This is a genomic window from Cellulomonas endophytica (assembly GCF_004123805.1).
Lineage (GTDB): Bacteria > Actinomycetota > Actinomycetes > Actinomycetales > Cellulomonadaceae > Cellulomonas > Cellulomonas endophytica.
The window spans coordinates 26,782-40,104 of record NZ_RWJX01000034.1; the positions used below are offsets into that span (position 1 = coordinate 26,782).

Annotated in this window: 9 protein-coding genes; 5 read left to right on the plus strand and 4 right to left on the minus strand. The window is 79.6% G+C overall.

The features are described from left to right. Positions 1 to 46: 46 nt before the first annotated feature. Together EJA20_RS11220 and EJA20_RS11225 are read right to left on the minus strand one after the other, a co-directional pair. Positions 47 to 382: a hypothetical protein gene (locus EJA20_RS11220; RefSeq protein WP_129338239.1), complete on the minus strand. Its 336-nt coding sequence runs from the start codon at positions 380 to 382 to the stop codon at positions 47 to 49. Beyond that, positions 379 to 2,034 (minus strand): glycosyltransferase family 2 protein, encoded by a 1,656-nt coding sequence (locus EJA20_RS11225; RefSeq protein WP_129338240.1) that lies wholly within the window; start codon positions 2,032 to 2,034, stop codon positions 379 to 381. Before EJA20_RS11225 ends, EJA20_RS11220 begins: the two co-directional genes overlap by 4 nt. A 277-nt stretch (positions 2,035 to 2,311) precedes the next feature. Between EJA20_RS11225 and recC the strand changes: the two genes are divergently transcribed. The 3 genes from recC to EJA20_RS11240 are packed head-to-tail and all read left to right on the plus strand — an operon-like array spanning position 2,312 to position 11,483. Continuing rightward, on the plus strand, positions 2,312 to 5,836 hold the full coding sequence (gene recC, locus EJA20_RS11230) for an exodeoxyribonuclease V subunit gamma (RefSeq protein WP_240675392.1): 3,525 nt from the start codon (positions 2,312 to 2,314) through the stop codon (positions 5,834 to 5,836). Then, the gene (locus tag EJA20_RS11235) at positions 5,833 to 9,399 is read left to right on the plus strand and encodes a UvrD-helicase domain-containing protein (RefSeq protein ID WP_129338241.1); all 3,567 of its coding nucleotides are present in this window, start codon (positions 5,833 to 5,835) and stop codon (positions 9,397 to 9,399) included. The genes recC and EJA20_RS11235 overlap by 4 nt, the downstream gene beginning before the upstream one ends. Beyond that, positions 9,396 to 11,483, plus strand: a complete 2,088-nt coding sequence (locus tag EJA20_RS11240; RefSeq protein ID WP_240675394.1) for an AAA family ATPase — start codon at positions 9,396 to 9,398, stop codon at positions 11,481 to 11,483. Before EJA20_RS11235 ends, EJA20_RS11240 begins: the two co-directional genes overlap by 4 nt. Before the next feature lie 12 nt (positions 11,484 to 11,495). Here the strand turns inward: EJA20_RS11240 and EJA20_RS19500 are convergent, their stop codons facing one another. Continuing rightward, positions 11,496 to 11,684 (minus strand): hypothetical protein, encoded by a 189-nt coding sequence (locus tag EJA20_RS19500; RefSeq protein ID WP_240675396.1) that lies wholly within the window; start codon positions 11,682 to 11,684, stop codon positions 11,496 to 11,498. 253 nt (positions 11,685 to 11,937) lie between these two features. Next, complete coding sequence (locus tag EJA20_RS11250; RefSeq protein WP_129338242.1) at positions 11,938 to 12,186, minus strand: hypothetical protein; 249 nt, start codon at positions 12,184 to 12,186, stop codon at positions 11,938 to 11,940. A gap of 365 nt (positions 12,187 to 12,551) precedes the next feature. Here EJA20_RS11250 and EJA20_RS11255 point away from each other — a divergent pair, with 365 nt between their 5' ends. Together EJA20_RS11255 and EJA20_RS11260 are read left to right on the plus strand one after the other, a co-directional pair. Next, positions 12,552 to 13,046 carry a sigma-70 family RNA polymerase sigma factor gene (locus EJA20_RS11255; RefSeq protein WP_205687468.1) on the plus strand — a complete coding sequence of 165 codons (495 nt, stop codon included), beginning with the start codon at positions 12,552 to 12,554 and terminating at the stop codon, positions 13,044 to 13,046. After that, positions 13,030 to 13,323 (plus strand): hypothetical protein (locus EJA20_RS11260; RefSeq protein ID WP_205687469.1); only part of this gene is annotated, 294 nt, incomplete at its 3' end. The genes EJA20_RS11255 and EJA20_RS11260, both read left to right, overlap by 17 nt.

A 13,323-nucleotide genomic window follows, 5' to 3' on the forward strand; every position in this document is an offset into this window, starting at 1 on the left:
CCGCCCGCGCCGGGCCGGGGGGACCGGGGGCCCGGCGGCGACGCCGTCAGGCGGCTGGCCCGGGCACGACGGGCACGTCGGCCCGCGCGCCGTGACCCGGCTCGCTCGGCGCCCCCGCCGGACGGGCGCCGGCACCGGCGGCCGGACGGCATAGGCGCGGGCCGGTCCAGCCCTCGGGGTAGATGCTGCGGTCCTCGGCGCGCCGGTTGTCCCGCTGGAACCAGGTGGACGGGTAGACGCGGGGCAGCACCTTCGCCAGCGCCAGCGCGGCGTACATCACCGTGTTGATGGTGACGAAGGCCGCCAGGACGCGGGCCGGGCCGGCGTCGAGCACGGACGCGGGCACGACCGCGTGGGCCGCTGCGACCAGGGGTCCGGTCATCGGGGGGTCACCGCCTCGCGCGCCGGCTCGCCCGCCGCGCGCTGGTTGATGGTCCCCGTGGGCGCGGGGGCGGCGACGGGCGCCGGGGTCGGGGCGAGGCCGGTGCCGCCGGCGCCGTGGACGACGTGCTTCCAGTCCGCCTGCCGCCCGAGGGAGATGTCGACCACGCCCTTGACGAAGACCACGTCGAGGAAGGCGTCGAAGAACAGCTCCGGGAACAGGGACAGCGCCAGCAGCCGGGCGCGCCAGCCGCCGTGCCAGACGGTGACGACCCGCTCGACGACGAACACCGCCCCCAGCCCCATCCAGAACGGGAACCAGATCCACCCGTCGGAGCTCAGGAGGGTCAGGCCCATGAGGAGGAAGTACGAGGCGAGCGCGATGACGCCGTACCCGATGCCGAGCTGCTGCGCCCAGTAGCGGAAGGTCCGGGGCGTGGTGCCGTAGGCGCCGAGGTTCTCCAGGGCGCCCCGCTGCCACCGCAGGCGCTGCGCCCACAGCGCGCGCCACGTCGGCATGACCTCCGTGACGACCGTGCACTCCTGCGGCGAGATCATGAGCGCGCCCAGGGACTTCAGGGCCAGCGTCAGCTCGTTGTCCTCCGTGAGCGCGGCGGTGTCGTAGACGTCGCCCGGCGTCCCCGGCAGCGCCGTCCCGCGGCTGGCCGCCACGGTCCGCAGCGCGACGGGGCGGAAGAGGGAGGCCGTCCCGGTGAGGACGAAGACGTGCCCGCGGCGCCGGCGCAGCTCGCGGGAGTACCGGATGTACTCGTTGCGCTGGAACTGGCCGATGAGACCGGCCCCGTCCTCGCCGTAGAACAGGCCGCCGACCGCCAGGAGCGCGCGGTCGGAGGTCAGGCGGGCGACCGCGACCTCGAGGAACCCGTCGTCGAGCTGGGTGTCGGCGTCCATCACCATGACGACGTCGTTGTCCCCCTGGCCGGGGAGCACCTGACGCAGCGCCTGGTTGAGGGCGCCCGCCTTCTTCTTCGTGTTGCCGACGGACTGGATGACCTCGACGCCGGCGGCGAGCGCGACCGCGACGGTCCCGTCGGTGCAGTTGTCCGCGACGACGACGACGCGCTCCGGCGGGTGGGACTGGGCCAGGAGCGAGGCGATCGTCGCCCCGATGGAGGCCTCCTCGTTGTGCGCCGGGATGAGGACCGTGACCGTCACGGGCCCCGCCCACCGACCGCGGTTGCCGGCCATGACGTTCTTCGGCGACAGCGGGTCGTGGCGCACGTCGGCCGAGCGCCGGGAGCGGGCCGCGATGCGCTGCTCGAGGAGCGCCACGCCGGAGGCGAGGAGGACCGCGAGCGCGACCGCCGCGAGCAGCACCCGCGCGGTCGGCATCTGCGTGTCGTAGAGGACCTCCCACAGGCCGAGCAGCGTCGTGCGCTCCGGCCTCTGCGCCTCCGGGACGCCGCGCCCGACGGCGAGCCACAGGACCGTGGCCGCCGTACCGGCGACGAGGAGCACGACGAGCCCGATGACCCGCTGCAGCCAGGGCACCGGGGCCGGCGCCACGGGGAGGGGGTCGGTGGTGCTCTCGCGCTCCGGTACGGCCGCCTGCGTCGGCAGGAGCCCGCCGGTCGGCGGCCCGGCGTGTCCCGTGGCGCGGTCGACGGTCGTCGCGTCGCCCGTCTGCTCCATGTGCTGCTCCCCCTCGCCCGGTCGCGGCTGCTGCTCGCCACGGCTCGGGTCCCCCCATCGGCGGGAGAGGTCCGGCGTGCGCCGACCGGCGCGTGCGTCACCCCGGCGGCGGTGCGGGACCACCCGGACGAGGGGTGCCCGGGCCGGGCGGGATGCCGGGCGCACTGCCGGGCGCGGGTCGGGCGCGGGTCGGGCGCGGGTCGGGCGCGGGTCGGCGCAGGGCCGGCTGTGGACGCCCGGGGCGCCCGTGTCGGCGGGGCTCCGTAGGGTGCGGTCCGTGGCAGAGGATCCGTCCCCGGTGCCGGTCCGGGCAGGGGGCAGCGCGGGCGGGGCGCTGCTCCTGCACGTCGCCGAGCGGACGGACGTGCTGGTCGAGGGGCTGGCGGACCTCCTCGCCGCGCCCGGCGCGGACACCTTCGCCCCGGAGGTCGTCGCCGTGCCGACCCGGGGGGTGGAGCGCTGGGTCGCGCAGCGCCTCGCGCGTCGTCTCGGCACCGCGGCGAGCGGGGGTGCGCCCGGGGCCGGGGGCCCGGCCGACGGCGTCTGCGCGAACGTCCGCTTCGACCCGCCCCGGCGCCTCGTCGCCGACGTCCTCGCGGCGGCCGGCGGCACCGCGGCCGCGGACGACCCGTGGCGGGCGGACCGGCTGGCGTGGGAGGTGCTCGCGGTCCTCGACGCCTCCGCGGGGCAGCCCTGGCTCGCCCCCGTCGCCCGCCACCTCGGCGCGGACGGGGACGGCACGGAGGGCGACGAGGTGCGGCGCGGCCGGCGGCTGCGTCTGGCCCAGCGCGTGACCGACCTGCTGGTGCGGTACGACGAGGCGCGGCCCGCCCTCGTGCGGGCGTGGGCCGACGGTGCCGACGAGGACGGCGCCGGCGAGCCCGTGCCGCCGGACCTGCTGTGGCAGCCCCGGCTGTGGCGCGCCGTCCGGTCCCGCCTCGGCACGCCGGCCCCGGCCGAGCGCCTCGTCGGGGCGCTGCGACGGCTGGCCGACGAGCCGGGCCTGGTCAACCTGCCGCCCCGGCTGTCCGTCCTCGGCGCGACCGCCCTGCCCGAGGCGCACCTGGACGTCCTCGGTGCGCTGGCGCGGCACCGCGAGGTGCACCTGTGGCTCCCGCACCCGTCCCTCGCGCTCTGGGAGCGCACCGCGCGCACGCCCGTCGGCCTGCCCCTGCGGCGGGCGGACCGGGTGCGCCCGGCGCGGCACCGCCTCCTCGCCGCGATGGCGGGTGACGTGGACGAGCTGGCGCTGCGCCTGCTGGCCCGGCCCGTGGCGGTCCGGACGCTGCCGACCCCGGCGCCGGCGCCGACCGTGCTCGGCGCGCTGCGGGCGGCCGTCTCCGAGGACCGCCGGGGCGGCCCCCGGCACCGCGCCGCGGCCGACGACCGCACGGTGCAGGTGCACGCCTGCCACGGGCGGGCCCGGCAGGTGGAGGTGCTGCGCGAGGTGCTCGTCGGCCTGCTCGCGGACGACCCGACCCTCGAGCCCCGCGACGTGGTGGTGATGTGCCCGGACGTGGAGGCCTTCGCGCCGCTCGTCGAGGCCGCCTTCGGGGCGCCCGGGCGGCCGGCGGGCGCGCCGTCGCCCGCGGTCCCGGGCGGGGGGCCGGCCGCGGACGCGGGGACGGCCGGGGCGCCGGAGCACCCCGGGCGCCGGCTCCGGGTGCGGATCGCCGACCGGGCCCCCGCCCGCGCCAACCCGCTCCTGGCGGTCGTCGCGACCCTGCTGGAGCTCGCGGGCTCGCGCGTGCCGGCGTCCGCGGTGGTGGACCTCGCCGGCCGGCCGCCCGTGCGTCGCCGGTTCGGCCTCGGCGACGCCGACCTCGACCGGGTGCGCGCCTGGGCGGTCGAGGCGGGCGCCCGATGGGGCGAGGACGCTCACCGGCGGGCGCGGTTCGGGCTGGGCCGGGTCCCGCAGGGGACGTTCGCGACCGCCCTCGACCGGCTCCTGCTGGGGGTCGCCATGGCGGAGGAGGACCAGCGCTTCGTGGGCGCGGTGCTGCCCGTCGACGACGTGAGCAGCACGGACGTCGACCTCGTGGGGCGGCTCGCGGAGCTGCTCGACCGGCTCACCGCCACGCTGGCCGACCTCGCCGGGGTGCGTCCCGCGTCGGCGTGGTTCGGCACGCTGGAGCGGGCGCTCGCGCTGCTCACGGACGTCCCCGCCGCCGACCGCTGGCAGGCGGAGGAGGCCGCGCGGGTGCTCGCGGAGGCGCGGGCGGCGGCCGAGGCCGGTGGCGACCCGGACCTGCGGCTGCCGGACGTCGTCGCCGCGCTCGAGCCCTGGCTGCGTGCCCGGCCCACCCGCTCGGGCTTCCGCACCGGCGCGCTCACCGTGTGCTCCCTGGCGCCCATGCGGGCCGTGCCCCACCGGGTGGTCGCGCTCCTCGGACTCGACGACGGCGCCTTCCCGCGCACGGGAGCCACCGACGGGGACGACCTGCTCGCACGCGGCCCCCTCGTCGGCGAGCGCGACCGCCGCCAGGAGGACCGGCAGCTCTTCCTCGACGCGGTGACGAGCGCGCAGGAGCACCTCGTCGTCGTGCACGCCGGGGCCGACGAGCGCACGGGGGCGCGCCGGCCGCCGGCCGTCCCCGTCGGGGAGCTCCTCGACGCGCTCGACGACGCCGTCGCCTGGCCGGACGGCCGGACGGCACGCGAGCGCGTGGTCCAGCACCCGTTGCAGACCGTCGACGAGCGCAACTTCGTGCCCGGCGCGCTCGGGCGGCCCGGGCCCTTCAGCGCCGACGCGGTCGACCTGGCCGCCGCCCGCCGCGCGCGGGGGCCGCGCACGCCGGCACCCCCCTTCCTGCCGGCGCCGCTGCCGCCCCTGCCGGCCGGGGACGTGGACCTGGAGGACCTCGTCGCGGTGCTCGAGCACCCGGTCCGCGCGCTCGTCCGCACGCGGCTCGGCGTCGTGCCGCCACGGGACGAGGCCCAGCTCGAGGACCGGCTGCCGCTGGCGCTCGACGGCCTGCAGACGTGGTCGATCGGCGACCGGCTGCTGCGCGCCGCGCTCGCGGGCGCCGACCTGGACCGAGCCGTCGCCGCCGAGCGGCGGCGGGGCCACGCCCCGCCCGGCGAGCTGGGCGGCGCGACGATGCGCGAGGTCCGCGCCACGGTGGAGCCCGTCCTCGCGGCCGCGGCGGCGGCCCTCGCGGTGCCGGCGCGGACGCGCGACGTGGACGTGCCCCTGCCCGGCGGCCGTCGGCTCACGGGGACGGTCGAGGGCCTGCGCGGCGACGAGCTCGTGACGGTCGTGTACTCCCGGCTGGCCGCCAAGCACCGGCTCCGCGCGTGGGTCCGGCTGCTCGCGCTCGCGGCGGACTCGCCGGAGCGGCCCCTCGCGGCGGCGACGATCGGCCGCGGCGAGGGGACGACCAACCGCCAAGCCCGCCTGGAGGCACCCGCGCCGGAGGTGGCACGGCGGATGCTGGCCGGGCTCGTCGCGCTGCACGACCGCGCCCTGCGCGAGGTGCTCCCGCTCCCCCTCGCCGCGGCCTGCGCCTACGCCCGGGCCCGGTCGGGGCCCGACGCGAGCGAGGCGGACGGGCTCGCGGCGGCACGCAAGGAGCTGGGGACGCCCGAGCTGCTCGCCCGCCACGCCGGCGGCTTCGAGCTCGACGACGCCTACCACCGCGCGGTGTGGGGTCCCGGCTTCGCCTTCGACGACCTCCTCCTCGACCTGCCCGGCGACGTCGACCGGGCGGCCGCCCCGCACGAGGGCACGCGGTTCGGGGCGCTGGCGGTCGCGCTGCTCGGCGACCTGCTCGCCCACGAGACGGTCACGGTGCTCCGGTGACGGCCGCGACGCCGCCGGGCACCCCGGGCACCCCGGGCACCCCGGGCACCCCGGGGACGCCGGCCACGCCGGGACGGGCCGGTGCCGCCGTCTTCGACGTCCGCGGACCGCTCCCCGTCGGCACCGTCGTCCTGGAGGCGAGCGCCGGCACGGGGAAGACCACGACGATCGCCTCGCTGGCCGCCCGGTACGTGGCCGAGGGCGTCGCGCGGCTGCCCGACCTGCTGCTCGTGACCTTCGGCCGGCTGGCGACCTCCGAGCTGCGCGAGCGGGTGCGCGACCGCCTCGTCGAGGTGGAGGCGGCCCTCGGCGCGCCGGGGGCCGCGGTCTCGCCCGACGAGGTGGTCCGCCACCTCGCCGCGACGGCCCCGGGCGAGCTCGACCTCCGGCGGGGCCGGCTCACGGAGGCGCTCGCGGCCTTCGACGCGGCCACCATCACGACGACCCACGGCTTCTGCCAGGAGATGCTCGGCACCCTGGGCACCGTCGGCGACGTCGACCACGACGCGACCCTCCTGCCCGACGTCGCCGGTCTCGAGGCCGAGGTCGTCGACGACCTGTACCTGCGCAAGTACGCCGGGACGCCCGACCCGCCGCTGCGGGTGGCGCGCGCCCGGGCCGTCGCGCACGAGGCGATCAGCGACCACGCCGCGCTCGTCGAGCCCGCGGAGCCCGGCGACGACCCGGCCGTGCGCGACGCCGTGGGCCTGGCGCGCGCGGCCCGTGCCGAGCTCACCCGACGCAAGCGCGAGCGCCGCCTGCTCGACTACGACGACCTGCTCGTCCTCCTGCGGGACGCCCTGCTCGACCCCACGACGGGGGCCGACGCCGCCGCCCGCGTCCGGGCACGGTTCCGCGTCGTCATGGTCGACGAGTTCCAGGACACGGACCCCGTGCAGTGGGACATCCTGCGGGCCGCGTTCCACGGGCACCGGACGCTCGTGCTCATCGGCGACCCCAAGCAGGCGATCTACGCGTTCCGGGGCGCCGACGTGGTGACGTACCTGCGCGCGGCGGAGCAGGCGGACACGCGGACCCTGGGGCGCAACTGGCGCGCCGACCCCGACGTGCTGGCCGGCCTGGCCCCGGTCCTGCGCGGCACGGCCCTCGGCGACCCCCGCATCGTCGTGCACCCCGTCGAGGCGGGGCGGACGGGGCGACGGCTGCGGGGCGCGGCGCCCGTCGTGGTGCGCCAGGTGACGCGGGCGGCCCTCGGGACCTCGGGCGCGAAGCACGCCCCCGTCGCCGCCGTGCGCGACCTCGTGCACGCGGACGTCGCGGCGCAGGTCGTGCGCACGCTGCGGGAGGCGGAGGTCGTGGCGGCCGACGGCACCACCCGCCCGGTGGAGCCGCGGGACATCGCGGTCCTGGCCCGGCGGAACCAGGACGCCCTGGCCGCGCAGCGCGCCCTGGCCGCCGTCGGGGTCCCCGCGGTGACCTCGATGCTGGCGAGCGTCTTCGGGACGCCGGCCGCCCAGGACTGGCTCGTCCTCCTGTCGGCGCTGGCACGCCCGGGCGTGCGCGGGCTGACGGCGGCCGTCGCGCTCGGCCCCTTCGTCGGCTGGTCGGCGGCCCGGCTCGCGGCGGCGGGTGACGCCGAGCGGGACGCGGTGGACGACCGCGTCCGCGGATGGGCCCGGGTGCTCGCCGAGCACGGCGTCGCCGCGCTCGTCGAGGCGACGGCGGTCGACGGCGTGCGCGAGCGGCTCGTCGCCCTGCCCGACGGTGAGCGGCGGCTCACCGACCTGCGCCACGTCGGGGAGGCGCTGCACGAGGCCGCGACCGGCGCCGGGCTCGGCCCGTCGGCGCTGCTGGAGTGGCTGCGCGAGCGCATCGACGAGGCGCGCGAGGACTACGCCGAGGAGCGCAGCCGGCGGCTCGAGACGGACGCCGCCGCGGTCCAGGTCATCACCGTGCACGCCGCCAAGGGCCTGCAGTTCCCCGTGGTCCTCGTGCCGTACCTGTGGGACCGGTGGACGCCGGACGCGCCGGACACCCTGCACCTGCACCGCCGGGACCGCCGGGTGCTGCACGTCGGGGGCAGGGGCAGCCCGGGCTGGGACGAGGCCCGGCGGGCCCACGACGAGGACGAGGCCGGCGAGGGCCTGCGCCTGGCCTACGTGGCGCTCACCCGCGCCGCGAGCCAGGTCGTGCTCTGGTGGGCGCCGAGCAAGAACTCCGCGACGGCGCCGCTGACGCGGCTGCTGCTCGCGCCGCGGGACGCCGAGGGCACCCCTGCGGCCTCCGTCCGGGCGACGGCCGACGAGGTGACGACGGTGCGGCTGCGCGAGCTCGTGACGGCCGGCGGCGGTGCGCTCGCGCTCGAGCTCGTCGCGGGGCCGCCGGGGACGACGCCCTGGTCCCCGCCGACGCCTGCCGGCCCGGCCCTCGGGCTGGCCCGGCTGGACCGGGTGCCCGACACGGCGTGGCGCCGCACCTCCTACACGGCCCTCACGTCGGGGGTGCACGGGCACGGCCCGGGCGCCCCCGGAGGGGTGGCGCCGGCGGGCGCGGACCGCGGCGGCACGGCCGCGGCGCCGCCGGGCGCGGGCGCGGGTGCCGGCTCCGTCGGGTCCGAGCCGGAGACGCACGTGGTCGAGGACGAGCCCGTCGAGGCGGTCGACGCCGGCGCCCTCGCCGGGGAGCTCGCCGCCCTGCTCGCGGGGGACGGGACGGCCGGCCAGGAGGACCACGAGGCGGCCCTGCGCGCCGTGCCGTCACCCCTGGCGGACCTGCCGGGCGGCACGGGCTTCGGCACGGTGGTCCACCGCGTGCTCGAGCGCGTCGACCCCGCGGCGGGCGACCTCGCCGCCGAGCTGCTGCTGCGGTGCACGGAGGTCGGCACGGCGCACCTGGCCGGGGCGACCCCGACGGCGCTGGCCACCGGGCTGCTGCCGGTCCTGCGCACCCCGCTCGGACCGCTCGCCGGGGGGCGGAGCCTGCGGGACGTCCCGCCCTCCGACCGCCTCGCCGAGCTCGACTTCGAGCTGCCGCTGGCCGGGGGCGACCGGGCGGGGCGGGCGGGTGCCCCGCGACCGGCCGGGCTGCGTGACGTGGCCAAGGTGCTCCGGGCGCACCTCGACCGCGCCGACCCCTTCGCCGGCTACGCCGACCGGCTGGAGGACCCGGCGCTGGCCGCGTCCCGCCTGGCGGGCTACCTCACGGGCAGCATCGACGCCGTGCTGCGCGTCCCGGCGGCCGGGGTGACGGGCGGGTACCGGTACCTCGTCGTCGACTACAAGACGAACCGGCTCGGTCCCGTCGGCGAGCCCCTCACGGCCTGGCAGTACCGCCCCTCCGCGCTCGTGGACGCGATGCTCGACGCCCACTACCCGCTCCAGCTGCTGCTCTACGCCGTCGCGCTGCACCGCTACCTGCGCTGGCGGCTGCCCGGGTACCGCCCCGACGAGCACCTCGGCGGCGGGCTGTACCTGTTCGTCCGCGGCATGGCCGGGCCGACCACCCCGGTCGTGGACGGCACCCCGTGCGGGGTGCTGGGGTGGCGGCCGCCGGCCGCGCTCGTCGCCGCGCTGTCCGACCTGCTCGACGAGGGACGCCCGTGACCGACGCGACGAGCACCGCCCCCGCCACCGCCACCGCCTCCGGGCGTCCCGGCCCCGGGCCTCTCGGCCCCACGCCTCTCGGCTCCGGGCCGTCGGGGTCGGTGCCCTGGCGCGTCACGGGGCTCCTGGCCCCCTTCGTCGCGGCGGGCGTGCTGGCCGCGGCGGACGTGCACGTCGCGCGACGGCTCGTGGGGTTCGTCGACGAGCACGACGAGCGGGTGGCCCTCGCGGCCGCGCTCACGGTGCGCGCGCTGCGGGGCGGGTCGGTCTGCCTGCCGCTGGACGCCGCCCCCGACCTGCCGGCCGGCCTCGCCCCCGGTGCTCCCGCCGACGCCCGGCCCGACGGCGTGGCAGCCCTCGCGTGGCCCGAGCCGGACGGGCCCGACGGCTGGCACGCGGCCCTGCGCCGCAGCCCGCTCGTCGCGGACGGGCCCGGCGGCGACCCCGACCGGCCGCTGCGGTGGGTCGACGGGCGCCTCTACCTCGACCGCTACTGGCGCGACGAGCGGGTCCTGCGGGACCTGGCCACGGAACCGGCCGACGACCGCGCGGACCCGGCGCCGCCGGCCGAGCCCCCGGCGCTGGAGGCCGCGGTGGCGGACCTCCTGCCGGCCGAGGGCGACGGCCGCCAGCGGGAGGCGGTGCGCACGGCCGCCCGCCGTCGGCTGACCGTCCTCACCGGGGGGCCGGGCACCGGCAAGACGACGACCGTGGCACGGCTCGTCGCGGCGCTCGAGGCCTCCGCCGGCCCCGGGCTGCGCGTCGCGCTCGCCGCCCCGACCGGCAAGGCCGCCGCGCGCCTGCAGGAGTCCGTCGGCGCCGAGCTCCGCAGCCTCGGTGCCGACCGGGGTGCGACCGGCGGGGGCGGGCCGGACGGGCACGGGGTGGACCGGCGCGGGGTGGACGGGCACGCGCCGGATGGGCACGTCTTGGACGGGCACGGCGTGGACGGGCACGGCGTGGACCGGCACGCGCCGGACGGGCACGCGCTGGAGCGGCTCAGGGCGACCACCCTGCACCGGCTCCTCGGCCCGCTGCCGGGCACGACGACCCGCTTCCGTCACGACCGGCACCACCGCCTGCCGCACGACCTCGTGGTCGTCGACGAGTCCTCGATGGTCTCCCTGCCCCTCATGGCCCGGCTGCTGGAGGCGCTGCGGCCCACCGCGCGGCTCGTGCTCGTCGGCGACCCGGACCAGCTCAGCTCCGTCGACGCGGGCGCCGTGCTCGCCGACCTCGTCGAGGCCCTGCCCGAGGGCGTCGTGCGGCTGACGACCGCGCACCGCTACGGCGAGGACCTCGCCGCCCTGGCGGAGGCCGTCCGACGCGGCGACGGCGACGAGGCGGTGGCCCTCCTGCGGGCCGGCGGGCCGCACCGGTCGCTCGTGGTGCCGGCCACGGACCGCCCCGGCGCCGCCGACGTCGCGGGCCTGCGGCAGGACGTGGTGGACGCCGGCCGCACCCTGCGGCGCGCGGCACGGTCCGGGGACGCCGCCGGTGCCCTGGCGGCGCTGGAGCGGCACCGGCTGCTGCTCGCGCACCGCGAGGGACCGCACGGCGTCGCCGGGTGGGCGGCGCTGGCCGAGCGGTGGGTCGAGGAGGCGGACCCGGCGGGCGGCACGGCGGGAGGCATCGCGGGCGGCGCGGCGGGAGGCGGCGCGTCGGGGCCGTGGCCCCTGGGCACGCCCCTGCTCGTCACGGAGAACGACCGCGCCGGCGGGCTGGCCAACGGCGACACGGGCGTGGTCGTCGCCGACGGCGGAGGCGGCGTGGTCGTGGCGTTCGGCGGCCCGGCCGGCGAGCCCGTGCTCGTCCCGGTCCACCGGCTGCCGCCCGTGCAGACCGTGCACGCCATGACGGTGCACCGGGCGCAGGGCAGCCAGTTCCGCCGCGTGAGCGTGCTGCTGCCGCCCCCGACGTCCCCGCTGCTCACCCGGGAGCTGCTCTACACCGCCGTGACGCGGGCCCGGGACGCGGTGCGCGTCATCGGGTCGGAGGACGCGGTCCGCGCCGCGGTCGCGCGGCCGGTGCGGCGGGCGAGCGGTCTGCGCACCCCCCTCGTCCCCGGTCTGCCGCGCCCCTGACGGCCACCCGGGTCAGCCGGGCGCGCCGAGGAGGTCCCGCAGCCAACCCGCCCCGCGGACCTGAGCGCCGAGGGGCAGCACCCGCTCGCGCAGGCCGCGGTCCGACGTCACGACGAGCACCTCCTCGTCGCCGGCGCGGAGCCCTCCCACGACCGCGACGACGGCGGCGTCCCCGTCCCGCTCCGCCCGCACGACCTCCACCCGGAGGTCGTCGACGTCCGCGGCCCCGCGCGCCGCCCCCCCTCGAGCACGACGACAACCCGCAGGACCGGGCGGCCGTCGGGCGCGGGCAGGCCCGGCCCCACCCGGGCGACGAGCGCGGCCACGAGACGCCCCGCGGCACCCGCCCGGTCCCGCCACCAGCCGTCCGGGCGGCTGCCGACGACGTTCGCCGCGTCGATGACGAGCACGGGGCCCCGGCCCGCCGGTGCCTGCGTCCCGCGACCGTCCCCGCTCATCCCACGGGGGCGACGGAGACCGTGTGCGGCATCTCGTCGAGCACCTCGAGCGCGTGCGAGCGCGCCTCGCGGACGGCGGTCTCGAGGTCGTCGGCCTCCCCCCGCACGTCGAAGACGACGGTGCGCGGCGCGGTGAAGCCGGCGGGGGCGTCGTCGCGCAGCGCCCCCAGGGCCTCGCGCATGAGGGCGACGGTCTCGGCGTCGGGGACCTCGGGGACGGTGACGTGGGCCAGGTAGTCGGGCATGCCGGCATCCTGCCGCGCCCCACCGACACGGGCGGCGCGTCGTCCCCACGCCCGGCCGGGACCGCGTGACGGCGCCGGCGGTACCGTCCCCGCATGCCCCGCCGGCCGACGTGTCACATCCGGGCGTCCGGCGGTGCTCAGAGGGTATGGAGCCCCTCGCCGGCACGGGAGCGACGCCGGTCGTCGCCCGGCCGACCGCGCTGCCCCGACCGCTCGGCCGGACCGGCCCGACCGGCCGGGCCTCGCCGCAGTCCCCGCCCCCGCCCCGCCCGACCGCACCTCGGCCCGTCCCCGGCCCGACCACCGGAGGGATCGTCACCCTGACCGGCACCGACGACGCCTCCCGGCCCGCCCCCGCGGGACCCGTGCGCGCCGACCTCGAGCACGTCTTCCGCGCCACGTACCCCCGGGTGGTCGCGGTCGCCGCCCGCGTCCTCGGCTCCCGCGACGAGGCCGAGGACGTCGCCCAGGAGGTCTTCCTCGGGTTCGGGCGGTCCGCGGTCCCTGCCGACGAGGCGCCGGGCTGGCTCTCCGTGGCCGCCGCGCACACCGCGCTCAACCACCTCCGCTCCGGCCGCCGCCGCGCCCTGCGCGAGGAGGCGGTCCGCCACCCCGGCGACGAGCTGGCCCCCGACGTCGCCGACACCGTCGTCACCCTCGACGAGCGGCGGCGCGTCCGCGCGGCCCTGGCGCGCCTGCCCGAGCGGCAGGCCGTCGCGCTCGTCCTGCGGCACAGCGGCCTCAGCTACGCCGAGGTGGCCGCCGCCCTCGACCTCTCCCCCGGCAGCGTGGGCACGACCCTGCGCCGCGCCGAGTCCGCCCTACGCGAGGAGCTGATCCCCCATGCGTCACCCCGATGACGGCACCCTGCGCCGCCTCGTCGACGAGCCCGCCGGCGTGAGCGACGCCGACCGCACGCACGTCGCCGGCTGCGCCACCTGCCTGGCCGGCCTCGCCGCCGCCCGCAGCGACGCCACGACCGCCGCCGGCGCGCTCGGCTCCCTCGGCACCGTGGCCGCCGTCGCGCCCGACGAGGTCGAGGTCGGCTGGCACGCGCTGCGACGCGCATCGGCCGCTCCGGCCGCGGCGGGCGCCGGCGCCGTGCCCTCCGCCGTGCCCTCCGCCGGGGCGGCCGCG

Excerpts from the sequence above, each read along its gene's own strand:
- EJA20_RS11225 (WP_129338240.1), bottom strand. The coding sequence starts at position 2,034 with ATGGAGCAGACGGGCGACGCGACGACCGTCGACCGCGCCACGGGACAC.
- EJA20_RS11250 (WP_129338242.1), bottom strand. The coding sequence starts at position 12,186 with ATGCCCGACTACCTGGCCCACGTCACCGTCCCCGAGGTCCCCGACGCC.
- EJA20_RS11220 (WP_129338239.1), bottom strand. The coding sequence starts at position 382 with ATGACCGGACCCCTGGTCGCAGCGGCCCACGCGGTCGTGCCCGCGTCC.